Raw genomic sequence first — 26,827 nt, 5'->3', positions numbered from 1 at the left:
ACCTATCCATCTTAAAATATCTTTCCTATTGCTTCCCTTACAGTTTTTACTCCTATAAGGTTTAATTTACTTCCCTTTAATTTTTCTAAACTTCTATAAGGAACAACTGCATTTAAAAATCCCATTTTTTCTGCTTCATTTAATATTCTGTCACAATTTGATATTGGTCTTATTTCACCTGTTAACCCAACCTCGCCTACAACAACTAATTTTTCTAAGCTAGCTGCCTTACCTTTAACAGAGGATACAAGTGAAATAGCAATTCCTAAGTCTGCTGTAGTACCTTCTATTTCAAGTCCTCCTACTACATTTACATAAACATCAGTATTATAAAAAGGAACTCTTAATTTTTTTTCTAATACAGCTAATATTAAACTTAACCTTGAATTTTCTACTCCTACAGAGGTTCTTCTAGGCATAACTGCTTTTGTTTCAGATGCTAATGATTGTATTTCCACAAGAATAGGTCTAGTTCCTTCCATGACTCCAATTACAACTGACCCTTCTTGATTAAAACTAGTGTCCTCTAAGAACATGCTAGATGGATCATAAACCTGCATTAATCCCTCTCCACGCATTTCAAAAACACCTATTTCAGCCGTAGTACCAAATCTATTTTTCATGGTTCTTAATATTCTAAATTCTTCAGTTCTTTCCCCTTCAAAGGATAATACGGTATCCACCATGTGTTCTAATACTCTTGGTCCTGCTAAATCCCCTTGCTTAGTAACGTGAGCAACTATAAATAAAGGAATATTTTTTCCTTTAGCAATTCTCATTACAGCATTTGAGCATTCCTTAACCTGTGAAACACTTCCTGGTGCTGAAGAAACTGTTTCTCTATAAATTGTTTGTATTGAATCTATTATTATGAAAGCTGGTTCAAGTTTATCTATATATGCTTCTATTACATCAAGATTAGTTTCGGAAACTATATAAAGTTCTTCTGCATCAACTTTTAACCTGTCTCCTCTTATTTTTATTTGTTCTTCTGATTCTTCCCCAGAAACATATAAAACTTTCCCATATTTTTTTGAAATATTATTGGCTGTCTGTAAAAGAAGTGTAGATTTACCTATTCCAGGATCACCAGATATAAGTGTAAGCGACCCCTTAACAAGTCCTCCACCTAATACTCTATTTAATTCACCAATTCCAGTATCATATCTTTCCTTTTCACCTGATTTAATTTCTTTTATCTTTTTAAGCTCACCAATTTGTCTTTCAACCTTAGGAGAAGATTGATTACTCTTAGTATCTCTAATCTCTTCAACTAAAGTATTCCAATTATTACATTCTGGACATTTTCCCATCCATTTAGGTGTTTCATATCCACAATTTTGACATACATATATGCTTCTAACCTTTGCCACTTTACCAACTCCATATTTCTTCATTTTACGTACAAATCTAATTATTTCCTAATATATCCTTAAATAATCATATCATATCATTATAACTAATCACATACTTATTTATTACTATTTTCTTAAAAAGATTCATGTAAAAGATTTAATAATAATTATTAGAATAAAAATAAAAACTGTTTGTAAATTTAAGCATTTAAATAATGCTTTTTATCTACAAACAGTCTTCTTATATATTAATCTAAGATAGTAATAACTATTTTAATAATTTAGCTGCATCTTCATCAACTATTAATATGACATCTCTATGCATTTGTAACATAGTAGCTGGAATTTCAGTTGTTATTTTTCCACTCATCATTGCCTTTACAACTTCAGCTTTTCCTTCTCCACTTGCTATAACCATTATTTTTTTAGCCTTCATTATTCCACCAAGTCCCATAGTTATAGCTTTTCTTGGCACATCATCAATTGAATCAAAGAATCTTGCATTTGCTTCTATAGTTGATTCTTTAAGATCAGTTAAGTGAGTTCCTACACTTAAAGCTTCTCCTGGCTCATTAAATCCTATATGTCCATTTGCACCTAATCCTAGTAACTGAAGGTCAATTCCTCCCATGTCTTGAATTCTAGAATCATATGCCATGCACTCTTCTTCAACATTTTCTGCTAATCCATTAGGTACGAATGTATTGTTTTTATCTATGTTTATGTGGTCAAATAAGTTTGTATTCATAAAGTATCTATAACTTTGATCATGATCTCCTGCTAACCCAACATATTCATCTAAATTTATACTTGTAACTTTTGAGAAATCTAATTCTCCTTCATTGTACATTCTAATAAGCTCTTTATACATTCCAACTGGAGTTCCACCAGTAGCTAATCCTAAAACAATTTCAGGATTTCTTTTTATATCTTCAGCCATTTCTTTAGCTGCAACTTTACTCATTTCCTCATAATTCTTAGTAACTATTAATCTCATTTCAATTTCCCCTCTCTTTTAGAAATATTAATTTCTAATATATATTTGTCTGACCTATAAATTGCATCTTCAACGTAAATTATTTCGCCTTCTGAATTTAAAGCTGTATTATGACTTTTTAAAAGAGGTACTTGTTTATTCACATTAAATAAAACTTTTAGCTCATCATCCATTATTACAGCTGCTAAAGATGATTCTGTACTTTCTATAATATGTCCCTTTTCTTCTAATAACTTAAATAAGGACCCCTCTAAATCATCTCTAGTTACAAAGCCACAATATTCACAAGGAATATAAACAACCTCATTAGCAACAGCTTCTCCATCAACTAATCTTAATCTATTTATTTTATATATTTTTTCCACATCAAAAGTATCTGCTAATTCTTCAGGGGTATTAATAACTTCAAAATCTATAACTTTAGTTATTAAACTTCTTCCTGCTTTTTTTATAATTTCTGAGAAACTCATCATATCTTCTTGCTTTACTTTAGGTTCACATACGAAGGTTCCTTTTCCTTTTTCTCTAACAAGAAGACCTTCTTGTACTAGTTCTCCTAAAGCCTGTCTGACAGTCATTCGACTTACTCCATAAGCCTCTGTTAACTCTCTTTCGCTTGCTATACACTGTCCTACTTGCCAAGTGCCATCTGCTATCTTTTCTTTTATCATCTCTTTTAATTGGTAATACACAGGTATAGGACTATTTTTATCTATCATGATTTCTCCTCCTAATTAAATTATACTCAACTGGTTTTAACTTGTCTAGACCACTATACATTCTTTTTGTAATAATTTCATATTTAGTCTATGTTATATTTTATCATTTATCATTAAATATTTTCCACTTTTATCAATACTAATGAATATCTATTGAAATTTTATCAAATACTATAAATAAAAATTAGGAGGGATTCCATTGAACTTAAATGATAAATTTAGTAATAACTCTACTGTTTATGAAAATCCATTGCATTCTTCTAATACTGCCCTAACTAGTTTATCTTCTTTTATTAACAACAATGAAGATACAATGCATAATTTAATATTTAATGACCATTTAAATGATGATCAAATTAAATAATTATTTTTTATTGATTTAAATCACATATTTTATACACTTTTAATACTTAAAATAAAGATATATTAAAAATTAATTCGCATAGGAGATGATAATATGGTAAAGGTTTATTCAACAAACTCTTGTCCATGGTGCGTTAAAGCAAAACAATATCTTAAATCAAAAAATGTTGAATTTGAAGATTTAAACGTACAAACAGATATGGTTGCTAGAGAAGATATGCTTAAAAAGAGTAAACAAATGGGTGTTCCTGTTTTAGATATAAATGGAACTATTATAGTTGGTTTCGATAAAAATGCTATAGATAAAGCTTTAAACGAATAGGAACATAAAATAGAGAGATGTTTTTACATCTCTTTATTTTTTTGCAATAAAAAAGCTACAAGTAGAAATTTACTTGTAGCTCTTTAGGTATAGGTTGAAATAAATAATAATTATAAAACTATTATCTTATTGTAATTACTGTTGCCTTAGGTCTAGACATTGCTTCTATTGAATATCTTATACCTTGAGTTCCCATACCAGAAGATTTTACTCCTAGGAATGGGAAGTGGTCTGGTCCTCTTTCAGTCTTATTGTTAACATGAACAGTACCAACTTCTAATTTATTAGCAATATAAAATGCTTCATTTATATCTCTAGTAAATACTGATGATTGTAATCCATATTTAGATGCATTAGCTATTTTTATAGCTTCATCCTTATCATTTATTCTTATGATAGGTAAAACTGGGCCAAAAGGCTCTTCCCATGCTAATCTCATGTCTGTAGTAACATTATCAAATAAAGTAGCTTCTATTAAGTTACCTTCTCTATGTCCTCCACAAACTAAAGTAGCACCTTTTTCTTTTGCATCATCAATAAGTTCCATAACAAAGTCAGCTGCTTTATTATCTATAAGCGGAACTATTGTTACATCTTCTACTTCTAATGGATTTCCCATTTTTAATTTGCTTATTTTTTCTTTTAATTTCTCTACTAATTTATCTGCAACTGAATTCATTACTAATATTCTCTTTACTGCAGTACATCTTTGTCCTGAGTAAGAATATCCACCAGCAATTATATTATTAACAGTTAAATCTAAATCTGCATCCTCTAAAACTATAGCAGCATCCTTACCACCTAGTTCCATAAGAAGAGGCTTCATAACTGTTATTTCTGAAATTCTTCTTCCTACCTCTGTACTTCCAGTGAAGTTTATGAAGTCTATTTTATCATGAGTTACACAATAGTCTCCTATTTCACTTCCTCTTCCAGTAATAGTATTTAAAACTCCTCCTGGAAGACCTGCATCATGGAACATTTTAGCTAAGAATAAAGCTGATAAACTTCCTTGAGTAGCAGGTTTAAGCACAACACTGTTTCCAGCTACTATAGCAGGTGCTATTTTTGATGCTGATAAATTTACTGGATAGTTAAAAGGTGATATTGCTAATACAACCCCTAAAGGTTCTCTTGTTACCACAGATATTTTACTTCTATTAAATCCTGGGAAGTTATCTGATGGTATACTTTCTCCATCCATACTCTTTGCAGCATCAGCTGTAAATCTTATATAGTCAGCTGTTCTGCTAACTTCTGATAAAGCACTCTTTTTGTCCTTAGCAACTTCTCTTATCATTATATTTGCTAATTCCTCCTTATGCTCTTCTAATAAATCTGCAGTTTTATAAAGCACATGTGCTCTTTCATTTAAAGGAACTTCATTCCATGATTTTTGTGCTTTTTCTGCATTATCAATAATTTTATCCACATCTTCTTTAGAAAGACTTTGTATCCTTCCAACTAAACTACCATCTAAAGGTGATTTTATATCTATTAATTTATCTGATTTGTTTTCATAGAAATTACCACCCATAAAGTTATAAAAAATATTTTCTTTAGTATTCATTAAGAATCACCTTCTACTATCTTATTTTTTCTATTGCAGCATCAATTTTCTGCTTATCAAAACCAACTATAACTTCTTCTCCTATAACAGCTACTGGCACTGATCTTTGTCCTGAAACTTCTAAAACTTCATTTCTATCTTCCTTACCATCTGCAACTGTGATTGTTTCGTATTGAACGCCTAATTTTTCTAAATATTTTTTTAATTTATTACATGGTCCACACCATTCAACTGAATATACTTTTACCATACTTATCTCTCCTTTATTTCTGAAATATATTTTTCTGCATGTAAGGCTGCTATAGTTCCATCTGAAACGGCAGTAGTTATTTGTCTAAACATCTTTTCTCTAACATCTCCTGCTACATAAACACCCTTAACATTAGTTCTCATGTTTTCATCGCCTTCAATATAACCATTTTCTTTAACATTTATATATTCTCTAAACATAGATGTCTTAGGTTCTGTTCCTATATATCCAAAGACTCCATTTATAGCAATTTCTTTTTCTTCTCCAGTTTTAGTATTTTTTATTCTTGCAGCTTCAACAAACTCTCCACCTAGAACATCAACTAAATCCCAGTTATACATTATTTCAATATTTTCCTTATTACTTGCAGCCTCTAATGTCTTAGCTTCTGCACGGAAATAATCATATCTTCTTATAACAATTACTTTCTTAACTATATTAGATAGATATAAAGCTTCTTCTAAAGCAGCATTTCCGCCACCTACAACGGCAACAACCTCATCTTGGTAAACTGCTCCATCACATACTGCACAGTAATGCACACCCTTACCTAGATATTTACTTTCACTTGGAATTGGTAATTTCTTAGGTGTAGCTCCTGTAGCTATTATTACAGCCTTTGGCTTATATATATAATCTCCAGTCTCTATGATTTTTTCATCATCTTTTAATGAGACATTTTCTATAAAATCAAATTCATCTATTATAGCTCCACAAGCCTCTGCTTGCGCTTGGATTCTATCAGCAAGATCATTTCCTGTTATTTCTGTAAATCCAGGATAGTTTTCAACTGTATAAGTTGATCTTACTTGACCTCCAACTAAATTATCTTCTAAAACTAAAGTACTTAATTTTGCTCTTGAAGCATATATTGCAGATGTTAATCCTGCTGGACCTGCTCCAATTATTATTAAATCTAATTCTTTTATTTCTTTATCCATACTAACACTCCTTACTGAGGTTAAATTTATTATTTGTATTATATGATATATTATTCGATGTACCCCCTTAGGGTACCTATTTTTTATTAATTATACTCCTTGTTAAACAATTTTTCAATAATAATTATTATTAATTATATTTTTTCTTTGTTTTATTTTTTATTCTAACAAAAAAACTCTATTATATTCCGAAATTTAAAATACAATATATAGATAAATAATAAAAAAATAAGGTCATATATGTTTTATCATATATAACCTTATTTATTCTTAAAATCAAACAGTTTTTTTAAATTTTACAACGTCGTCTTCTAAGAAAACATCTACCTTAGATCCTCTTAATATATTTCCACTTAAAAGTTCTTCACTTAATCTATCTTCAATATATTTAGTTATAACTCTTCTTAATGGACGTGCTCCATATTTTAATTCAGTGCCCTTTTTAACTAAAAATTCTTTACACTCTTGAGAAAAATTCAAAGAAAGTTGTAAATCATTTAACCTCTCTTTTAGAGAACATATCATAAGATCAACAATTTTTAAAAGATGATCCTTTTCTAGACTATGGAATACAACTATGTCATCTAATCTATTTACAAATTCAGGTTTGAAATTTTGTTTTAGCTCTTCTAACATAATTCCTTTCATCTTATCATAATCTCGTTCCTTATCCTCTTTAGCACTAAATCCAACTGCATTTTTCTTATCTAATTTATCTGCTCCAATATTTGAAGTCATTATGATTATTGTATTCTTAAAATCTACTGTTTTACCTTTTCCATCTGTAAGAACACCATCTTCTAATATTTGAAGAAGAACATTAAATATATCTGGATGTGCTTTTTCTATTTCATCAAAAAGTATTACTGAGTAAGGATTTCTTCTTACCTTTTCTGTAAGTTGTCCTCCCTCTTCATATCCTACATATCCTGGGGGAGCTCCAATAAGTCTAGATACACCATGCTTTTCCATGTATTCAGACATATCAAGCCTAATAAATTTATTCTCATCACCAAACATAGCCTCTGCTAAAGCCTTACAAAGCTCTGTTTTTCCTACTCCAGTAGGTCCTAAAAAGGCAAAGGATCCAATAGGCCTTTTAGGATCTTTAAGACCTACCCTTGATCTTCTTACAGCTTTAGATATGGTTCTTATTGCTTCTAATTGTCCTATAACTCTTTTACTAAGCTTTTCTTCCAGCTTAAGAAGTTTACTTGATTCTTTCTCTGTAAGCCTTTCTACTGGTATCTGAGTCCACTTTGAAACAACCTTTGCAATATGTTCTTTATTAACTTCGTAGATTTTATTGTAATTTTCTTCTCTCCAAAGCTCTTTATCTCTCTCTAGTTCTTCCTGTAATATTGATTCTTCATCTCTTAACTTTGCAGCTAATTCAAAGTCCTGTAATTTTATAGCTTCTTCTTTTTCAATTTTTAAGTTAGCTATTAATTCTTCCTGCTTAAAAAGTCTAGGAGGAACAATCATACTTTCTATTCTTACCTTTGCCGCAGCCTCATCTATTAAATCTATGGCCTTATCTGGTAGAAATCTATCTGTTATATATCTACTTGATAAATTAACAGCTGCCTCTATAGCTTCATCTGTTAATTTTACATTGTGATGTACTTCATACTTTTCTCTTAATCCCTTTAATATTAATACGGAATCTTCTTTACTAGGCTCTTTTACAACTACTGGTTGGAATCTTCTCTCTAAAGCAGAATCCTTTTCTATATTTTTTCTATATTCATCAGTTGTTGTTGCACCTATACATTGTATTTCACCTCTTGCTAAAGCTGGTTTTAATATATTTGATGCATCTATAGCACCTTCTGCTCCCCCAGCCCCAACAATATTATGCATTTCATCTATAAAAAGTATTATATCATCTGAATCTTTTACTTCGTTTAAAACCTTTTTAAGTCTTTCCTCAAATTCTCCTCTATATTTTGCCCCAGCTAACATAGAAGTCACATCTAAGGTAAATATTCTTTTATCCTTAATAATATCTGGTACTTCACCTAATAGAATTCTTTGAGCTAATCCTTCCACAACAGCAGTTTTTCCTACTCCAGGTTCTCCTATTAAACAAGGATTGTTTTTCATTCTTCTACAAAGTATTTCTAAAAGTCTTTGAGTTTCATCCTTTCTTCCTATTACAGGATCAAGTTTATTTTTATCTGCCTTTTCTATTAAATTTATACCATAAAGATTTAATGTAGGAGTATCTTTTCTTTTTGGTTTTTCCTTTTCTTTAAGGCTTTTACTTTCCTTACTTGGAATTCTACCTAGTATGTTATTTAACTTATCGCTTATATTTTTTATATCATTTTTTACTATTTTAGTTAGAATTAAATTAGCTACACCTTCTCTTTCTTTTATTAAGGCTAATAATATGTGCTCTGGTCTTGAAATGCTATGACCATATTCCTTAGCAATTTCAACACTTCTATCTAAAATCTTTTTGCATCTAGGTGTAAAAGGCACCTCATCCAAACTATAATTTACCTCTCCAATTCCAACATATAGCTTAATAAAACTAAGTACCTTTTCTTCAGTTACATTGCTTTCTTCCAAAATTTTAGAACATTGTCCATTTTCATTAATTAATCCTATTAATAAATGCTCTGTTCCCATGTAGCCGTGTTTTAGCATTAAAGAACTTTCTTTTCCCTTATTGATTACTATTTTGGAATTTTCATTAAAATTATCAAGACGCATCTTTTACCTCCCAATACCCTATAATTATGTGTTTAAAGCATTTCTAATAATTTTGGCTCTTTCTATTTTTAAACTTTGTATATCTCTCTTTTTAATTGATGAGTTATTTATCATATCAGGTTGAATTTCAATCATAGCAGAATTTACTGATTTTAAACTAAGATCTTCTATAATGCCTAGCTCAACTCCTAACCTTACATAAGATAAATATTTTAAAGCTTCATCCCTATCTATTGAATAGGTATTTCTCAAAACTCCTAAGGCTCTTAAAATATCATCTTTTAATTCAATATACTCATCCTTTGAAAGATTATCTCTTTGGTTTTTCTCTCTTAAAATTAATTTATTAGTAATAGATATAAGAGAATCTAAAATATCTTTTTCTGACATTCCTAAAGTCTTAATATTAGATACTTCATAAATATTGCCAACATCTTTATTTCCTGAATTATATATACTCTTTAGAATAATTCCTTCTTCCTTTAGAGCATTTTTTATTATTCTTATTAAATTATTTGAACTTAAAAGAGGTAAGTGTATAAATACCTTTGCTCTTAAAGCTGTTCCTAAATTTTTTATATTTGATGTTAAGTATCCTAATTCAGAATCAAAGGAATAGTGTATTTTTTCTTCAATTAAGTCATCTAATTTATCTACCTTAGAATACACTTCTCTTAAACTTAATCCACTATTTGTACATTCTATCCCAATATGCTCTTCTTCATTCAGTAATATATTAAATTCTCCATTTTTATTCATTATAAAAATAAGATTATCCTTATTTTCAAAGTATTTTATTAAGCCAAAATTTTCTTTGTAGTAATCTATTATTTTTTCTTCACCGTCTTTTAATTTAACTACATAACATTTATCCAAAATATCAACTTCTTTCAAGTGTCCTAAAACCATACTTGAAAGATTATTAAATTCCTCTTCATTTAACATCTTAGTGAATTTAATTCCTTTTATGTTTCTTAAGATTTTAACTTTTGATGCAATTACTATACTATTATCTAAGGGGCTAATCCATTGAACCACTATTACTATCCTCCCTTATACTCTCTTTTAAATCATGTATTTTTTTCTTAGTAATAATAGCTTCTTCATATTCCTCTTTTAGTATATTAATTTTTAATTTTTCTTGTAAATTTAAGATTTCTAATTTCTTTAAGTCCTTTTTTATTGTTTTAGGTTGTTTCCCTCTATGATTTATCTCTGCTTCTTCTAAATTTAATAAAAATATTATTCTATTTTTAAATATCTCATAGCATTTTTCACACCCTAGGAAATTATCCTCTTCAAAATCAGAAAATCTTGTTCCACAATTTTTACATACTAAAGCTTTATCCTTAACCCTCTCTTCAATGCACTCTATATAAGTGTTTAAATCTAATAAAAAATCTTCTAAATTTATCTCCTCATCTTCTAGTGCAAGGCTCATTATTTCGATTGCACATTTATCACAAAGCATTAAGCTTTCTTTTTTTCCCTTAGTACTTTTTAATAATTGTATTGTTGCATTATTTTTATTACAACTCTCACAAAGCAAAATTTTCAACTCCCATAAATTACTTAAGCAATACCATAAGCAAAGCCTTAAAAATATCTGCCCTTGTTTCATTTATATTCTTAGAACTCTGAAGGGTTCTATCATTTATTGCAACCTTAGTAAGATTTGCTGCTTTCTCATCTATGATATTATGTTCAAGTAAATTATCTACAATGGCAGCTGCATTATGGTATGTAATCCCTGTACCTATCTCATCATAAATTAAATCTCTTCTATCAGCATGAACTTCATGAATTACTTTTTTTATTACAATGTATCCACCACCACCTCTTCTACTTTCAATTAAATATCCTTTTTCATAGGTAAATCTAGTTGTTAAAACATAATTTATCTGTGATGGTGCACACTTAAACTTATCAGCTAACTCATTTCTTCTTATTATTAAATTGTTATCTTCTGTTTGGTCTAATAAATCCTTTAGAAAATATTCTATTGAATCTGACAATTTAGCCATATATATCACTCCTCAAAATTTGACCTTTACTGACCTTAATACACAATATATATTAATACATTTGACATACTTAATCAATGTAATACACTTATTCATCTATTATTTTTATTTAAATCTCCTTAAATAAATTCAATTCAAATAAATTATTCTTATATTTTATGTTTATTTATATTATATGTGTCAATAATATAAATAATTTTTATAGGAGGCTTTTTAATGAATATTTATTGGTTAGGTCATTCTTGTTTTTTAATAAAAACTAATCTTGGAAAACGTATATTAATGGACCCATTTGATATAGATATAGGATATATTCCCTATAAAGGTGATGTGGACTTAGTTACTATAAGTCATATGCACTTCGATCATAATTGTACAAAATACATTAATGATGAAGCAAAAGTATTAACAGACTTAGTTGATTATCAAAATACCTTTTGCAAAGTTAAATCATATTTATCTTTTCATGATGATTGCTTTGGATTAAAACGTGATAAAAACTTCATATTTAAAATTCTTTGTGATGACATAACACTTTGTCATTTAGGAGATTTAGGACATATACTTTCTTCTAAAGTTATAAAGCAACTAGGCCATATAGATATATTATTTGTTCCTGTAGGAGAACATTTAACTATTTCTGTAGAAAATCTAAAAAAGGTAATCCTAGATATAAATCCTAGTTACGTTATTCCAATGCATTATAAAACTGCAAAATTAAGTTTCTATTTAAATACTGTAGATAAATTTCTAATGGAAATGAAAGGTTTTAAAATAACTCATGATCAAGTTTTATCAGTAAATTCTGAATCACTTCCTGAAAATACTACAATAAAAATATTAGAGCTAACTTCTGAAGATATGATATAAAAGACTATATGCAAACTCCATTACTTAGGAATTTGATATAGTCTTTTTCTTTAGTGAAAGTCTTCTAAATCAACCTCTATAATTTCTTTTCCATGATTAGATAAGTATTTATTTATAACAGGTATTACTACATCTAAATGTTGAGTAAAATCTACTATAATGTCTCCTTCTTCGGCCATTGATATTGCCTTTTTGATAGCTTCTTCTTCATCTATTATTGATAATACTTCTACTGATTTATTTTCAACTTCATTTATCCCACTTTTTATTAAATTAGTTATTTCTAATTCCTCTCTTCCCCTTCTATCAAAGGTTTCTTTTATTATAATAGTATCTGAATTTTTACCTGCTATTCTTCCTAATTCTTTTATGTATTCATCAAGCCTATCTCCTGGTGATGAAACTATAGAAATTATCTTATTTCTTTTGATCTTATTAGCTAGGTAAAATAATTTCTCAAAGGCTTCTGGATTATGACCATAATCCAATATAATCTTAAAATTTTCAAATTCAATTATGTTTTGTCTTCCAATATTGTTATAGACATCACACTCTATATTTTTTAAGCACTCCACTACTTCCTTTAAATTTTTATGTACTTCATATATAGCAGCTATAGATACCAAAATATTATTTATATTAGTTTTTGAATTACCATTATGAGTAAACTTAAAATCTTTTATATTAGAGATAATATTTTTATCTTTACCATCAAAAAATATTACATTTTCATCCTCTACGAACCAAGCTTCCTTACCATTTTTCATGTGTTTTTCAATATATTCATTCTTTTTAGAATTAAATAAAACTAAATTTTCTTTTGTCTGTAGAACTTCATATAGCTTTGGTTCTGCCTTTATTATTACTTTTCCTTCTGGTAAAACTTCTCTAGTTGTAATTAATTTTATATCTAGTAAATCATTAATATCTTTTATTCCATCTACCCCTATGTGGTCCTCTGCTAAGGATGTTATTATGGCAACCTTAGAATTTTTAAATCCTAATCCCTTTCTTAAAATACCACCTCTAGCAGTCTCTAAAACCCCAACTTCAACCTGTGGATTGGTAAGAACCTTTTTAGCACTATAAAATCCTGTAGTATCTCCCTTCTTTACAAACTCATTATTTATAATTATTCCACCAGTCATAGCTAATCCAGAGAAATACCCTAAATTCTCAAAACCTTTGTATATTAATCTTGAAGTAGATGTTTTACCATTAGTTCCTGTTATAGATACTATAGGAATAACTCCATTATTTATTAAATCCAGATTATAATTTTTATTTTCATAATCCTCTTTACTTATTCTCTTAGAATTAACTCCATACCCTACTATTATTTCATCATCCTCTTTAAAGAAGTCTATTTTTTTCTTAGAACACTCTTCTAATAAGTTATACTCCCAAATCCGTTGCTTTTTAGCTACAGCTTCATTTAATAATTTATCTGCACTTACTCCCTCTATTAAGCTTTCAATTATAAATAAAGCTAATTCCTTATTAGAGTAAGTTAACCACGCACATCCTCCAAACTCATTATATATAGCCTCTTTTAAGGTACCTTCAATATTCATCTTTCTGCATATGAACTCATAATCACTTATTAACCAATATAATCTTTTTCTTTCAGATTCCTCTATGTCTATAAATATAAGATTTTCTTCTCCCTTTATATTTCTCCCCTCTAGAACTCTTAAATCCTTTAGTTTCAAATCACTCACCCTTCCTACCATTTTTTATATTATATTTTTCCAACACTCTCCTACATTTATTCAAAATTTACTTTAAAATAAAAAAAGCAGCCTAAAGCTGCAAAAAAAAGATCATCCGAAGATGATCTTTAATAATATTATTCTTGAACTGGTGCACCTACTGGACAAACATTAGCGCAGTTTCCGCAATCGATACAAGTATCTGCATCTATAACGAATTGAGTATCTCCTTGTGATATTGCATCTACAGGACACTCAGCAGCGCATGCTCCACAGCTTACACATGTGTCTAATATTTTGTATGCCATAATAAAACACCTCCTAAAATGTTGGTATAAAAATACCATATTTATATTATCATATTTTTGCTAATTTTTAAAGTATTTAATATCTCTTTTAAGCATATTTAGCCTATTCTAGTAAAATTAGAATTAACATGCTAAAGAATACCCCTATACCGTATTAAAAATTTAATTTTAATTATCTTTTATTAGATTTTTAATTAATGCTTTATCCGCTTCATCAGTAATTTCTAATCTAATGTTTGTATCCTCTACTTCACCTTCATAGCTACCTGAGATTAATTTTACATCATACATTTTAAAATCCTGTATAATCTCTTCATTTTTTCTTGGTAATTTAACTCTTACTAATTCCTTTAATACGTTGTTACCTACTACTTCACCTTTTCCAAGTTCAGTCTCAACTACAGATCCTACTCTAGGAAGTTCTTTTCTTATTTCTTCATATGTGCTTTGCTCATAATTTAAACAACACATAAGTCTTCCACATATTCCTGATATCTTAGTTGGATTTAGTGATAAACTTTGTTCCTTAGCCATTTTTATTGAAACTGAAGCAAAGTCTCCTAAGAATGTAGAGCAACAAAGAGGTCTTCCACATGGTCCAAGTCCACCTATCATTTTAGCCTCATCTCTAACCCCTATTTGTCTAAGCTCTATTCTTGTCTTAAATATAGTTGCTAAATCTTTTACTAATTCTCTAAAGTCAACTCTACCCTCTGCAGTAAAGTAGAATATAACCTTATTATTATCAAATGTATATTCTACATCTATTAGTTTCATTACTAAATTATGTTCTTCTATCTTCTTTAAGCATATTTCAAAAGCCTCTGTTTCTTTAGCTTTATTCTCCTTATGCTTATTTATATCTTCCTCTGTAGCTAATCTTAATACAGATTTTAATGGTGCAACGATATCCTCTTCACTAATTTTTCTTATACCAATTACACATTCTCCAAATTCAATACCTCTAGCAGTTTCAACAATTACGTTTTGACCCTTCTTTATCTCTATACCATTAGGACCAAAGTAATATATTTTACCAGCTTTTTTAAATCTGACTCCTATTACTTCTATCATTTTTATTCCTCCAATATACTAATCAGCATACTATCTAAAGTTAGCCATAAATTAGTATTACTTTTTAAATTATTTCTGGCCTCATTAACTACTTTTATTATCCTATTTAATTTATTATAGGATAAATTACTAGCTATTTCTCTAATATCATCTATTTTATCTCCATTTATTATGGACAAGTTGTTTTCTATTTCCTTAAATATAATTGAGTCTCTGGCAAAAATAGTTATTGTCTCTAAGATTTCCTCTTCGTTACCCTTCATGCTATAAAATTTATCAGAATATTTTATAGGAACTTCTATTTTCCCATGCCCAATATCTTTTAACATATCTATAACTGTATTTCTTATATCCTTAAAAATATCATCATTCATGAATTTATCAACTCTTCCTGGGATACCTTCACTAAAAGATATAAGAGTTCTATTTAATTCATCATCTATTCCATTATACTTTTTAGATATATATAAATTAATTTCCTCTTTACTAAGAGGTGCTAACCTATGTATTTGACATCTAGATCTTATAGTTTCTAATATAGAATCAATATTACTACTTAAAATTATTATAAAAATACCTGTAAGAGGTTCTTCTATGGTCTTTAATAAAGCATTTTGTGCTGCAACTGTAAGCTTTTCTCCATTATGAATTATTATAACCTTTCTATCACATTCATAAGGTTTTTTATTTGCCTCAGCTATAATATTTCTTACTAAATCAACACCAAAAGAGGCCTTTTCAGATTTATAATGAACAATATCTACATGTTCTCTCTGTGATGGTATTCCTAAAATCTTATAAGCAAATTCATCTGCTAAAAGACTTTTTCCTATTCCATCCTCACCAATAATTAAATGAGCATGGGAAAGTGCATTTTTACTTACACTTTTACTAAATCTATCTCTAACTTTATTGTGACCTATCATTTATGCACTTTCCTTTCTATTTTAAATCTTTATAAATTTATCTACATCAACAACAAATATTGTAGCTCCTCCAACCTGCACTTCCATAGGATATGGTATATACACTCCACCTGGTTCAGAAACACTTGCAGATGAACTTACAACGCCCTTTCTTGTTTGGCATATATCTTTTATTATACTTATAACATCATCAACCTTTTCTTTTTGAACCCCAGCTAAAAGTGTAGTATTTCCTGATTTTAAAAATCCACCTGTTGTAGCTAATTTAGTTACACTATAACCTTTCTCATTTAACGCATCAACTAAATCTAAAGCATCATCATCCTGAACTATAGATATTACTAATTTCATAACACGTCCTCCTCACATCTCTACCCTAAAATTCAAATTTATGTTTTAAATAATTATATCATTATTTACAACCCTTAACCAAACCTTATTATTGCTTTAATTTCATAAGTTATATAATTTACTTTTTATTTAAAATTAATATTTTTAATAGCTAAGTTATTTTATGCTCTTTATGCCAAAACCAGCTAAAATAACTCCTACTATAGTAAGAACTTTATGTACTCCATATGTATCTATATCAGAAACCGCTAAGTATATTCCTACTAATATTATTAGAAATCCAATAAAAGTTAACTTTAATGCATTTTTCATATTATTTTCCCCCAGATTATTTAGAAGTTTTTCTTATTACATCATATATTTCACTTATACATTCTTCTAAATTGTAATTGTTATATTTCTTAATTATATTGTTATTTAGTAATTTATCTTCACTAAAATCTTCATTATCTGCTAAAAATCTTCTGCACATCTCATTATAATTAGGACTTTTCTGTTCTCTCTCTCTTTTTAATGCTCTTTCAAGTCTAACTCCATCATCTAAGTCTATGTAAAGTGGTACTAATTTCTCATCTCCAAAATATTTTCTAAACTCAGAATAAGCCTCTAAAGTTACAATAACTATATAATTATTTTCTTCTAAGTTTATTTGGCCATCATCTACAGTTAGGTAATACCATTTTCCATGAACAGTATCATAAACTCTACATTCTATTATCTTACCTTCTCTATTAAAATCATCTAGCTTTTCTTTATCTATAAAGAAATATTCCACTCCATCTGTTTCATTATTTCTTTTAGGTCTAGTTGTATATGTAACTATAGTTTTTAAATTTAAATCTTCAACCTTATTTATCTCTTTTAAAATAGTATCCTTACCAGAACCACTTTTCCCCATTATGCAAAATATTTTACCCATAACTACTCCAATCTATATAAACACGTTTTTTTCTCTAAAAATATATTAAATAAATTCTATAAAACTCCCTAAAAAGTCTTATGTAATAATTTTAATACAAGGATTATTATATCAAATAATCTTCTAATCGTTTATTTAATAAATTAAAAAGGTTGTACCAAAATCTTATAAATAAAAAATACTTATTATATTCTTTATTTAACTCCCAACTTCGATACAACCTAACTAATATATTCTTTAAGTATTTACTTATTCTTTATTACCTTAACTTTTTTATCCTTTATCCCTATTAAATCTACTTTATTTTTCATATACTCATTAAGTAATTTAACATGTCTTTCTTCTATTACTTCGCCCATTATTAGCATAGGGACTCCTGGTGGATACGGAACTATACTCTCTGCTACAATTTTACCTACAGCATCATTTATATTAATTCTTTCATATTCTAAATCTAAAACTTCAAAAGGTTCTAATTTTTTCTCTGGTAAATCTGTTAAATAAAAATCTATTTCTTCATCTTTAAGACAATTTATATCACAAGATTTTAAAGCATCTTTTAAAATTTTAAAATCTTCTTCAGTATTAAATGGTGACGGTATTAAAACAACATTTTTATTATCACTCATTTCACATTGTATATTTTTACTTCTTAAATAATCTAATAGTTTATTCCCATTTAAATTTTCCCTTAAGTTTAGTACTATTCTACTATTATCTATCTTAATATCATTTATCTTAATATTTTTTTCTAATCCATTAATTAAAAATTCCTTATCTAATATTTTAAAATATGATAAGTCCTTAATATTATTTTTAAAATCCTCTATGATCTTAAACAAGTTATTGTATGCCTCTTCACCATGTTCTTCTAAAAAATTTCTTGAATAATCTAAACTCATCATAAACATATATGAAGGGCTAGTACTCATAAAAATGTTTTTATAAAATTCTATTTCTTCAATAAAATCCTCATTGTTAACATGCATCCAAGCAGTCTGTGTTAAACTTGGTAAAGTTTTATGAGCACTCATTACAACTATATCAGCCTTTAATTCTTGTACACTTTCAGGCAATAACTTGTTAAATCCAAAGTGTGCTCCATGAGCTGAATCTATTCCAACTTTTAAATTTGCCTCTCTAGCTATTTTTATAGTCTCATCTATATTAACTCCTACGCCATAATAATTAGGGTAGGTTAATATTATTCCTTTTAAATCCTTATTTAAACTTATTTGCTCTTTTAAATGATTTAAATCAATTCCTACTGGTGCTTTTAATTTTGAATGAAATATATTATTTATAAAAACTGGTTTTAATTTTCTCATTATTATTCCATTCATTATACTTTTGTGACAATTTCTTTCTACTAAAACTTTATCTCCTTCTTTAAACAAAGAAAATATCATTATTAAATTTCCACAAGTACTTCCATTAACTAAAAAATAACTCTTTTTACTTTTATATAACTTAGAAAGTTTATCCTCAGCTTCTTTAATTATTCCCTCTGGATGCTGCAAATTATCTAATCCTTCAACTTCAGTTAAATCACCTTGTAAAAGTATTTCTTCAAATCCCTTAAAGCCTCGTCCATTCTTATGACCTGGCATAGAAAAAGGTACTATTTCTTCTCTTAAGTACATTGATATCCCATTAATTATAGGAATATTTCTCAAAGTTAACCACTCCTCTGTTACCCTAATTTTTTCTTATAAACTTCTTCTTTTAATCTATTTTTATAAAACTCATAGAATTCACTATTAATATCACAACTTATAGCTTTTTTCTCACATTCTGTGCATATTAATTTTCCTCTTATCATTATACCATGACCCTCTTTGCCACAAATTATACAAATTGACTTATTCATAGATAACACTCCTTAAATCTCTATTTTTCTATATTTTTTCCATATAATATTTTTCTATACATAATTCAGCAGGAAAAATATTTAAATAAATAAAAATTAATATTTTTTCTATTGTAGCACAAACTAATCCTATAAATATTTAGGAGGTTTTTTCAATGAGACAGGAAGTTATTTCTTATTTATCTACAGAAAAAGAAGCTCTCTTTAATCTTTGTAAATTTCTGCATGATAATCCTGAAGATAGTTACAAAGAATATGACGCTTGCAAATATATATGTAATTTCCTAAGAGATAGAGATTTTGATGTAAGAGAAAAATTTTTAGATTTAGATACTGCTTTCTATGCTAAGAAAGGAAATGGATACCCTAAAATATGCTTTTTATGCGAATATGATGCTATTAAATCTAAGGGAGGACATATAACAGGTCATAATCTTCTTACTACTATATCAATTACAAGTGCCTTAGGATTAAGCAAGGTAATTGAAAAGTCTGGTGGAACAGTAATATTAATAGGATGTCCTGGAGAATATTTAGGTGGAACTAAGTCTACTTATGTTAGACAAGGTATTTTTGATGATATAGATGTGGTATTAACAACTCACCCAGATATAATAACCTCTGAAAGTGGTACTTCAAAGGCAATTATACCTCTAAAAGTAACTTTTAAAGGTCATGATGGATTAAGTTTCTTAGATTTTGATAGTTTTACATCTTTAGATGGTACTATGCTAACTTTTAATGTAATAAACGCTTTATCTAAGGGCTTCTGTAAGAAAGCTAACATACACACTATTTTATCTCAAGGAGGCGTTACACCTCTTCTAAGACCTGTTGAATCAGAAGGTAAATTATATATAAGAGCAGAAAGCACCAAAACTGCAAAATGTATAGAAAATAAAATAAGAAACCTTATTGCTTGTATTTCTGACACAATGAACTTAGAAAGTTGTGTTGAACTTTATGAGCCACCTAATGAAGAGCTTTTATCTAATCAAGTATTAAATAGATTATATAGTCATAATTTAAAAGAAAACGGAATAATAAACATAGGAAAACCAAGAGATATAGATGCTGGTCTTTCATTAGGAACTGTAAGTCACAAGGTACCTTGTATTCATCCTTATATAAACATAGTTGATAATGTAAATATTGACTATGGAACTAAAGAATTTGCAGATGCAACAATATCATCCTTTGCTCAAGAACAAGCGCTTTCAGCTTCTTATGCCCTTATTTCAACAGCCTTAGATCTTATAGAAAGCGATTTTCTTCTTTCAGAGGTTAAAGAAACCTTCAATATGTCTAAGGAAAATTTATATTAAAAAAAGAGAGTCAAAAGACTCTCTTTTCTTAAATAGCTAAGTTTTTTTCTAATTTATCAACAAGTGTTTTACTTGGCTTAAAATAGAATTTATTATATCCATCACCATTTTTATATATACAACAATAATGACCTGTTCTATCTAATAAACTACACACATATTTCTTACAAGAAGAAGTTTTAAAATCCTTTGCTTCTTTAGAATAATCTTTACCTAAATAAACAATATTATTTAACTTTATGTTCTCTAAAGTTGATTGCTTATTAGCTTTCACCTTATGAATCATTAGTTGATTAGCTACTATGGAATATTTATAACTTGTCTTACATTTTCTATACTCTCTAAAGAATATAACTAATGTTAAAACTAGAAATATTGGATCTGTTATTGTCTCTGCATTAAAAGACTCAAATTTAATATTGCCAAAAAAATTAGATAGGCTTATAGCTAAGCTCATGCAAACTATACTAATTACAATAGCTACATCCCTTCTTTTTTTGACAACTTCCTTATGCATAGTGCCCATTTAAAAATCCCCCGACTTTTAATATTATAAACAAATCACATTATACTAATTTTCAAAAATTAAATCTACCTAGATAAGTGTAAAATTTTATTGATTTCAATCTTAATTGCTCATATTTAAAGTTTATAGTAATTGTATTGCTTGTACCTCTTTATTTCTATTACTTTCTTTGTTATATCTAAGCTAATTATAAAAATTATCTTGATTTTATTTTAAATAACTTGTTTAATGATAATTGAAACAAAATATAACTTAATGCTTTGGGAGGGAGAAAATGATTCAGATATATAAATCTTTAAGTGAAAATGATGGGACTTTAAAGAAAATTGCTTCCCTTGAACCAGGTTGTTGGGTTAATATAATAGCACCTTCTCAGGAAGAATTACTTCTTATTTCTAAAAAAACAGGAGTTCCTTTAGAATTTTTAAGAGCACCTTTAGATGATGAAGAAACTTCTCGTATAGAAATTGAAGGAGATTTTATATTAATAATAGTCGATATTCCTTTTACAGAAATGGAGGATAACTCCTTAACATATGATACTTATCCATTAGCAATAATTCATACAAAAAATGAATTAATTACTGTATGCTTAAAAAATAGCAAGGTATTAACCGACTTCTCTTCAAACAAAGTTCGTAATTTTTACTCATTTAAAAAATCAAGATTTATTTTACAAATTCTAAACAGAGTTTCTACATATTATCTTTTATACTTAAGACAAATAGATAAAAAAAGTATTATGATAGAAAAGCGTCTTCATAAATCAATGAAAAACAGAGAGTTAGTACAATTGCACTCATTAAGTAAATCCTTAGTATATTTCTCAACATCCTTAAAATCTAATGAAATTACATTAGAAAAGATGTTAAAACTTGATGTTATTCAAAGATATGAAGAAGATAAAGATGTTTTAGAAGATGTAATAATAGAAAATAAACAGGCTATTGAGATGACTGATATTTATAGTAACATTCTAGGTAGTACCATGGACTTCTTTGCTTCTGTTATTTCTAATAACCTAAACATAGTGATGAAAGTCTTAGCTTCAGTTACAATCCTTATGTCTACCCTTACAGTTATCTCTGGTATATACGGAATGAACTTTGACTACTTACCACTATTACACCATCCATATGGGTTCCATATAATAATGACTTTATCTGTAATACTTTGTGGTGTAATAGCATTTATACTATATAAAAAAGATATGTTTTAAATTTATCTGTAACCATAAAAATATTTTTGCATATAATTAACTAAAAGATTATTGAGAGCAATTTATGCTCTCTATTTTTTTAGGAGGTTTTATGGTGAAATTTCAAAAATTAAAAGTTGGTGATACTATAGGTATTGTTTCCCCTGCCAGTGGAGATAGTGCTGATGTAATAAACTATAATATATCCTCATTTAAAAATCTTGGCTTTAAAATTAAAGAAGGAAAATATTTAAGAAGAAAAAATGATTATCTAGCTGCTTCTGACAAAGAAAGAGCTGAAGATTTAATGGAGATGTTTAAAGATAAGGAAGTTAAAGCAATAGTAGCTTATAGAGGTGGGTATGGATGTATAAGAATGTTACCCTATTTAGATATAGGAGTAATTAAAAAAAATCCTAAAATTTTATGTGGCTATAGTGATTTAACAGTTCTCTTAAATTACTTATCTCAAAAGACAGGCTTAATAACATTTCATGGACCTATGATAAATTCTAAAATTAGTTCAGATGAAATAACTAAAAATAGCTTTCTATCACTGCTTACTGATGAGAGCAATTTAATTAACATATCTACAAAGGATTTTAAAGTGGAAAATAAGGAACTATTTAGAGGAATTCTTTGTGGTGGAAACCTAACTATGATATGTAGCACCTTAGGAACTCCTTATGAAATAAATACTCGAAATAAAATTCTCATGATTGAAGATGTAAATGAAGAGAATTATGCTATAGATAGATACTTAATGCAATTAAAACTTTCAGGTAAACTAGATTCTTGTAGAGCTTTTTTAATAGGACATTTCACACCGTATAATCCTAAAACAATAAATACTATACTTTCTATACTATTACCATATAAAAAACCAATTATATATAATATTCCTTTTGGTCATGACTATCCTAATATAACCTTACCAATAGGATCATCAATTCTTTTCGACACAGCTAAAGATAAACTAATAATAAAATATTAAATGTTTCTTATGGTTAATAGTGAAATTAATATTCTAGCTAAGGATAAACTAATATCATAACCATCAATAAAACATGTAGATTGCACTAAGGCTATAAGAATTTATTAGCTACCACATAAAATGTACTTTTATTTATAATAAGATTTAAGAAGAATAAAGGAGAGAGTTCCAGCTACTGCATAACATTTACTTTTATTTATGCTAAATAAACTAAAAAAGACATATTAACATGTCTCTTTTAATGTTTAATGAAAAAAGTGGATTTATAAAATATAAATCCACTTAATTCTTAGTGTTTGGAATAAAATTTAGTGTGTATATGTAAATTTCTGCAAAGCAAAAACCTCAGTAAAGTTACTGAGGTTTTTTATGGAGGCGCCACCCGGATTTGAACCGGGGAATAAAGGTTTTGCAGACCTCTGCCTTACCACTTGGCTATAGCGCCACACTGGTGGCTCGAGCAGGAATCGAACCAGCGACACGAGGATTTTCAGTCCTCTGCTCTACCGACTGAGCTATCGAGCCTTACCACCAAAGAACATTTGCTCTTCACAAGTATTAATTATATAGATATATAGCTAATATGTCAATACATTTTTTAAAAATTTTATGATTTTTTTTATAAAAATATATTTATTAGATTAATATATAACAAAAAATACATTATAAAGCCACTAAAAAGCTCCTTTTCTAAAAATAACATTAATTTAACTTAAAAATATTATTTTTATGTGATAAAGACTTAACTCATATTGAATTAATTAGTAAATTACTATATTTTAATTTTGAATTACTTTTCTACAATTTATTTTCATAGTCTATTTTTATAGTCTATTTTTATAATCTATTTTTATAATCTATTTTTATGATTTATCCTTATAACTTATTTTTCTATACCTTATTTTTTTATAACTTATTTTTATACATTACTTTTTATTAATTAAATTTATAACTATAATTTAATATTTTAACCACACTATATTGTATTCTTAAGAATAAAAAGTGTTCCTTAATTTTAAACTCTTTATTAGAGAATTTCTTAAAATTTATACACAAGTAAAATAAGAAAGATTTTATCAACAGAAACTTATACTATTTACAATAACGTAAATACTACTATATTCCTAAAAAGTATTAAAGATAATAAAAAGCAAAAAACTATTAAAGTTGTTAAATTAATATTTGAAAATTAACTCAAATTATATATAGAGAGAATATCAATTATAAAATACAAATCTTTTTTTATTTAAATTTTTATTTAAAAATATAAGATTCTATTAATAAATATATATTCTTATCTTATTTTTAATGTAATTGTGCTTTTAAACTTAATTTAAAACTCAAACCGCATAAACTTAACTTCACAATCTTAAGACATAAATTTAAATATTATAAATCTTATTAAAAATAATCTAAACTATAATATAATAATTCAACTTGCTATAGGACAAGTATTACTACTCAAAAGTTATCCACAAATATATTTTATATTTTAATTCAATAAATTCTGTGGATAATTTTTAAAATAAAAATATCCACAGGAAAATCTAATTTTAAAAATTAAACCTTTCATGTGGATATTATAAAAATTACAAAATAAAAAAGCTTGAATTAAAATTCAAGCTTTATCTTACCTAGCGACCATCTACTCTCCCACACAGTCTCCCGTGCAGTACCATCGACCGTTAAAGGCTTAACCGTCGTGTTCGGAATGGGAACGGGTGTTACCCTTAAACGCATCATCACTAGATTTGGCTCCTCGAAGAGGACTCGAACCTCCAGCCTATCGGTTAACAGCCGAGTGCTCCACCATTGAGCTATCGAGGAATACTGACCTGGCGACCACCTACTCTCCCACACAGTCTCCCGTGCAGTACCATCGGCTTCTAAAGGCTTAACCGTCGTGTTCGGAATGGGAACGGGTGTTACCCTAAAGAACATCATCACCAGATTATTAGAAATATTTTGTTTTTTCAAAATTGCACATAATTAATACTATATTTGGTCAAGCCCTCGATCTATTAGTATCGGTCAGCTGAACATGTTACCATGCTTACACCCCCGACCTATCAACCTTGTGTTCTTCAAGGGATCTTACTAGCTTACGCTATGGGAAATCTCATCTTGAGGTTGGCTTCACGCTTAGATGCTTTCAGCGTTTATCCATTCCCGACTTAGCTACCCAGCTGTGCTCCTGGCGGAACAACTGGTACACCAGAGGTCAGTCCATCCCGGTCCTCTCGTACTAAGGACAGCTCCTCTCAAATTTCCTACGCCCGCGACGGATAGGGACCGAACTGTCTCACGACGTTCTGAACCCAGCTCGCGTGCCGCTTTAATGGGCGAACAGCCCAACCCTTGGGACCTACTTCAGCCCCAGGATGCGACGAGCCGACATCGAGGTGCCAAACCTCCCCGTCGATGTGGACTCTTGGGGGAGATCAGCCTGTTATCCCCGAGGTAGCTTTTATCCGTTGAGCGATGGCCCTCCCACGAGGTACCACCGGATCACTAAGCCCGACTTTCGTCCCTGCTCCACTTGTGGGTGTCGCAGTCAGGCTCCCTTCTGCCTTTGCACTCTTCGAACGATTTCCGACCGTTCTGAGGGAACCTTTGGGCGCCTCCGTTACTTTTTAGGAGGCGACCGCCCCAGTCAAACTGCCCACCTAACAATGTCCTGTGACCAGATTCATGGCCGCCAGTTAGAATTTCAGTACTGTCAGGGTGGTATCCCAAGGTTGACTCCACCAAGGCTGACGCCCTGGTTTCCTAGTCTCCCACCTATCCTGTACAGACAATACCAAAACTCAATGCTAAGCTACAGTAAAGCTCTACGGGGTCTTTCCGTCCAATCGCGGGTAGCGAGCATCTTCACTCGCACTACAACTTCGCCGGATTTACAGTTGAGACAGTGCCCAAGTCATTACGCCATTCGTGCGGGTCAGAACTTACCTGACAAGGAATTTCGCTACCTTAGGACCGTTATAGTTACGGCCGCCGTTTACTGGGGCTTAAGTTCACACCTTCGCTTGCGCTAAGTGTTCCCCTTAACCTTCCAGCACCGGGCAGGCGTCAGCCCCTATACATCAGCTTACGCTTTAGCAGAGACCTGTGTTTTTGCTAAACAGTTGCTTGGGCCTATTCTCTGCGGCCTACTCTCGTAGGCACCCCTTCTCGCGAACTTACGGGGTCAATTTGCCGAGTTCCTTAACTGTAATTCTTCCGCCGGCCTTAGGATTCTCTCCTCACCTACCTGTGTCGGTTTGCGGTACGGGCACTACTTCTCTCTCTAGACGCTTTTCTTGGCAGCGTGGAATCATGTACTTCGGTTCCGTGGAACCTTCCCCATCACGCCTCAGTATTATGAGAGCGGATTTGCCTACTCTCACTGCCTAAACGCTTAGACTAGCATCCAATAGCTAGCACACACTATCCTCCTGCGTCACGCCATCGATAATAACGATGGTAGTGGTACTGGAATATCAACCAGTT

The 26,827-nt window shown here is 29.4% G+C and carries 26 protein-coding genes, 3 tRNA genes and 3 rRNA genes (1 of these 32 cut by a window edge); 6 read left to right on the top strand and 26 right to left on the bottom strand.

Annotation, left to right across the window (positions count from 1 at the left end):
• Window positions 1–11 precede the first annotated feature (11 nt).
• The 3 genes from radA to I6G60_RS02905 all read right to left on the bottom strand — a co-directional run bounded on the left by radA (window position 12) and on the right by I6G60_RS02905 (window position 3,071).
• Window positions 12–1,373 (bottom strand): DNA repair protein RadA, encoded by a 1,362-nt coding sequence (radA, locus tag I6G60_RS02915; protein ID WP_003479244.1) that lies wholly within the window; start codon window positions 1,371–1,373, stop codon window positions 12–14.
• Between the two features lie 250 nt (window positions 1,374–1,623).
• Window positions 1,624–2,352, bottom strand: a complete 729-nt coding sequence (gene nagB, locus I6G60_RS02910; RefSeq protein ID WP_003459367.1) for a glucosamine-6-phosphate deaminase — start codon at window positions 2,350–2,352, stop codon at window positions 1,624–1,626.
• Window positions 2,349–3,071: a GntR family transcriptional regulator gene (locus I6G60_RS02905; protein WP_003459300.1), complete on the bottom strand. Its 723-nt coding sequence runs from the start codon at window positions 3,069–3,071 to the stop codon at window positions 2,349–2,351. Before I6G60_RS02905 ends, nagB begins: the two co-directional genes overlap by 4 nt.
• A gap of 199 nt (window positions 3,072–3,270) precedes the next feature.
• Between I6G60_RS02905 and I6G60_RS02900 the strand changes: the two genes are divergently transcribed.
• Complete coding sequence (locus I6G60_RS02900) at window positions 3,271–3,435, top strand: hypothetical protein (protein ID WP_003459343.1); 165 nt, start codon at window positions 3,271–3,273, stop codon at window positions 3,433–3,435.
• Between the two features lie 93 nt (window positions 3,436–3,528).
• Window positions 3,529–3,756: a glutaredoxin family protein gene (locus I6G60_RS02895; protein ID WP_003452255.1), complete on the top strand. Its 228-nt coding sequence runs from the start codon at window positions 3,529–3,531 to the stop codon at window positions 3,754–3,756.
• A gap of 121 nt (window positions 3,757–3,877) precedes the next feature.
• Here the strand turns inward: I6G60_RS02895 and I6G60_RS02890 are convergent, their stop codons facing one another.
• The 7 genes from I6G60_RS02890 to I6G60_RS02860 all read right to left on the bottom strand — a co-directional run bounded on the left by I6G60_RS02890 (window position 3,878) and on the right by I6G60_RS02860 (window position 11,262).
• A complete protein-coding gene (locus tag I6G60_RS02890) occupies window positions 3,878–5,326 on the bottom strand; it encodes an NADP-dependent glyceraldehyde-3-phosphate dehydrogenase (RefSeq protein ID WP_003459369.1) in 1,449 nt (482 codons plus the stop codon).
• 16 nt (window positions 5,327–5,342) lie between these two features.
• Window positions 5,343–5,576, bottom strand: coding sequence for a glutaredoxin family protein (locus I6G60_RS02885; RefSeq protein ID WP_003452243.1), 234 nt, complete (start codon window positions 5,574–5,576; stop codon window positions 5,343–5,345).
• Window positions 5,577–5,578: 2 nt separating this feature from the next.
• Window positions 5,579–6,517 carry a thioredoxin-disulfide reductase gene (gene trxB, locus I6G60_RS02880; protein WP_003452248.1) on the bottom strand — a complete coding sequence of 313 codons (939 nt, stop codon included), beginning with the start codon at window positions 6,515–6,517 and terminating at the stop codon, window positions 5,579–5,581.
• Between the two features lie 276 nt (window positions 6,518–6,793).
• Entirely contained in the window at window positions 6,794–9,238 is a 2,445-nt protein-coding gene (locus I6G60_RS02875; protein ID WP_164786948.1) for an ATP-dependent Clp protease ATP-binding subunit, read from the bottom strand.
• 24 nt (window positions 9,239–9,262) lie between these two features.
• A complete protein-coding gene (locus I6G60_RS02870) occupies window positions 9,263–10,276 on the bottom strand; it encodes a protein arginine kinase (protein ID WP_131440861.1) in 1,014 nt (337 codons plus the stop codon).
• Window positions 10,260–10,787 (bottom strand): hypothetical protein, encoded by a 528-nt coding sequence (locus tag I6G60_RS02865; protein ID WP_197925572.1) that lies wholly within the window; start codon window positions 10,785–10,787, stop codon window positions 10,260–10,262. The genes I6G60_RS02870 and I6G60_RS02865 overlap by 17 nt, the downstream gene beginning before the upstream one ends.
• Window positions 10,788–10,806: 19 nt before the next feature.
• Window positions 10,807–11,262, bottom strand: a complete 456-nt coding sequence (locus I6G60_RS02860) for a CtsR family transcriptional regulator (RefSeq protein WP_003452250.1) — start codon at window positions 11,260–11,262, stop codon at window positions 10,807–10,809.
• 216 nt (window positions 11,263–11,478) lie between these two features.
• Between I6G60_RS02860 and I6G60_RS02855 the strand changes: the two genes are divergently transcribed.
• Window positions 11,479–12,132: an MBL fold metallo-hydrolase gene (locus I6G60_RS02855; RefSeq protein WP_003482391.1), complete on the top strand. Its 654-nt coding sequence runs from the start codon at window positions 11,479–11,481 to the stop codon at window positions 12,130–12,132.
• A 50-nt stretch (window positions 12,133–12,182) separates the two neighbouring features.
• Here I6G60_RS02855 and I6G60_RS02850 read toward each other — a convergent pair whose 3' ends face one another.
• The 9 genes from I6G60_RS02850 to I6G60_RS02810 form a co-directional block, all read right to left on the bottom strand.
• Window positions 12,183–13,865, bottom strand: coding sequence for a Mur ligase family protein (locus I6G60_RS02850; protein ID WP_110083451.1), 1,683 nt, complete (start codon window positions 13,863–13,865; stop codon window positions 12,183–12,185).
• A 116-nt stretch (window positions 13,866–13,981) separates the two neighbouring features.
• Window positions 13,982–14,152, bottom strand: a complete 171-nt coding sequence (locus I6G60_RS02845) for a DUF362 domain-containing protein (protein WP_003452217.1) — start codon at window positions 14,150–14,152, stop codon at window positions 13,982–13,984.
• A 168-nt stretch (window positions 14,153–14,320) separates the two neighbouring features.
• A complete protein-coding gene (locus tag I6G60_RS02840; protein ID WP_003452261.1) occupies window positions 14,321–15,226 on the bottom strand; it encodes a PSP1 domain-containing protein in 906 nt (301 codons plus the stop codon).
• Window positions 15,227–15,228: 2 nt separating this feature from the next.
• Window positions 15,229–16,152, bottom strand: coding sequence for a DNA polymerase III subunit delta' (locus I6G60_RS02835; protein WP_049039914.1), 924 nt, complete (start codon window positions 16,150–16,152; stop codon window positions 15,229–15,231).
• A 21-nt stretch (window positions 16,153–16,173) separates the two neighbouring features.
• A complete protein-coding gene (locus I6G60_RS02830; protein WP_003459310.1) occupies window positions 16,174–16,503 on the bottom strand; it encodes a cyclic-di-AMP receptor in 330 nt (109 codons plus the stop codon).
• Window positions 16,504–16,659: 156 nt separating this feature from the next.
• Window positions 16,660–16,815, bottom strand: a complete 156-nt coding sequence (locus I6G60_RS02825; protein WP_003452252.1) for a hypothetical protein — start codon at window positions 16,813–16,815, stop codon at window positions 16,660–16,662.
• Window positions 16,816–16,831: 16 nt separating this feature from the next.
• Window positions 16,832–17,422 carry a guanylate kinase gene (locus I6G60_RS02820; RefSeq protein WP_003459338.1) on the bottom strand — a complete coding sequence of 197 codons (591 nt, stop codon included), beginning with the start codon at window positions 17,420–17,422 and terminating at the stop codon, window positions 16,832–16,834.
• A gap of 245 nt (window positions 17,423–17,667) precedes the next feature.
• On the bottom strand, window positions 17,668–19,098 hold the full coding sequence (locus I6G60_RS02815; RefSeq protein WP_049039912.1) for an aminotransferase class I/II-fold pyridoxal phosphate-dependent enzyme: 1,431 nt from the start codon (window positions 19,096–19,098) through the stop codon (window positions 17,668–17,670).
• A 17-nt stretch (window positions 19,099–19,115) separates the two neighbouring features.
• The gene (locus tag I6G60_RS02810) at window positions 19,116–19,292 is read right to left on the bottom strand and encodes a sigma factor G inhibitor Gin (protein WP_003452260.1); all 177 of its coding nucleotides are present in this window, start codon (window positions 19,290–19,292) and stop codon (window positions 19,116–19,118) included.
• Window positions 19,293–19,447: 155 nt separating this feature from the next.
• Between I6G60_RS02810 and I6G60_RS02805 the strand changes: the two genes are divergently transcribed.
• Window positions 19,448–20,617, top strand: a complete 1,170-nt coding sequence (locus I6G60_RS02805) for a zinc-binding metallopeptidase family protein (RefSeq protein ID WP_049039907.1) — start codon at window positions 19,448–19,450, stop codon at window positions 20,615–20,617.
• Window positions 20,618–20,645: 28 nt separating this feature from the next.
• Here I6G60_RS02805 and I6G60_RS02800 read toward each other — a convergent pair whose 3' ends face one another.
• The gene (locus I6G60_RS02800) at window positions 20,646–21,143 is read right to left on the bottom strand and encodes a hypothetical protein (protein ID WP_003459375.1); all 498 of its coding nucleotides are present in this window, start codon (window positions 21,141–21,143) and stop codon (window positions 20,646–20,648) included.
• 274 nt (window positions 21,144–21,417) lie between these two features.
• Between I6G60_RS02800 and I6G60_RS02795 the strand changes: the two genes are divergently transcribed.
• On the top strand, window positions 21,418–22,362 hold the full coding sequence (locus I6G60_RS02795; RefSeq protein ID WP_003459363.1) for a magnesium transporter CorA family protein: 945 nt from the start codon (window positions 21,418–21,420) through the stop codon (window positions 22,360–22,362).
• Between the two features lie 91 nt (window positions 22,363–22,453).
• The gene (locus tag I6G60_RS02790) at window positions 22,454–23,335 is read left to right on the top strand and encodes a S66 peptidase family protein (protein WP_049039901.1); all 882 of its coding nucleotides are present in this window, start codon (window positions 22,454–22,456) and stop codon (window positions 23,333–23,335) included.
• A gap of 370 nt (window positions 23,336–23,705) precedes the next feature.
• Here I6G60_RS02790 and I6G60_RS02785 read toward each other — a convergent pair.
• The 6 genes from I6G60_RS02785 to I6G60_RS02760 all read right to left on the bottom strand — a co-directional run.
• Window positions 23,706–23,780, bottom strand: a tRNA-Cys gene (locus I6G60_RS02785).
• 4 nt (window positions 23,781–23,784) lie between these two features.
• A tRNA-Phe gene (locus I6G60_RS02780) sits at window positions 23,785–23,860 on the bottom strand.
• 1,107 nt (window positions 23,861–24,967) lie between these two features.
• Window positions 24,968–25,085 (bottom strand): 5S ribosomal RNA (rrf, locus tag I6G60_RS02775).
• A gap of 2 nt (window positions 25,086–25,087) precedes the next feature.
• A tRNA-Asn gene (locus I6G60_RS02770) sits at window positions 25,088–25,162 on the bottom strand.
• 6 nt (window positions 25,163–25,168) lie between these two features.
• A 5S ribosomal RNA gene (rrf, locus tag I6G60_RS02765) occupies window positions 25,169–25,286 on the bottom strand.
• 50 nt (window positions 25,287–25,336) lie between these two features.
• A 23S ribosomal RNA gene (locus I6G60_RS02760) occupies window positions 25,337–26,827 on the bottom strand; it runs 1,413 nt beyond the window's last position.

It is taken from the genome of Clostridium perfringens, assembly GCF_016027375.1.
GTDB classification, from domain to species: domain Bacteria; phylum Bacillota; class Clostridia; order Clostridiales; family Clostridiaceae; genus Sarcina; species Sarcina perfringens.
This window is presented reverse-complemented; position numbering and strand designations above follow the sequence as displayed.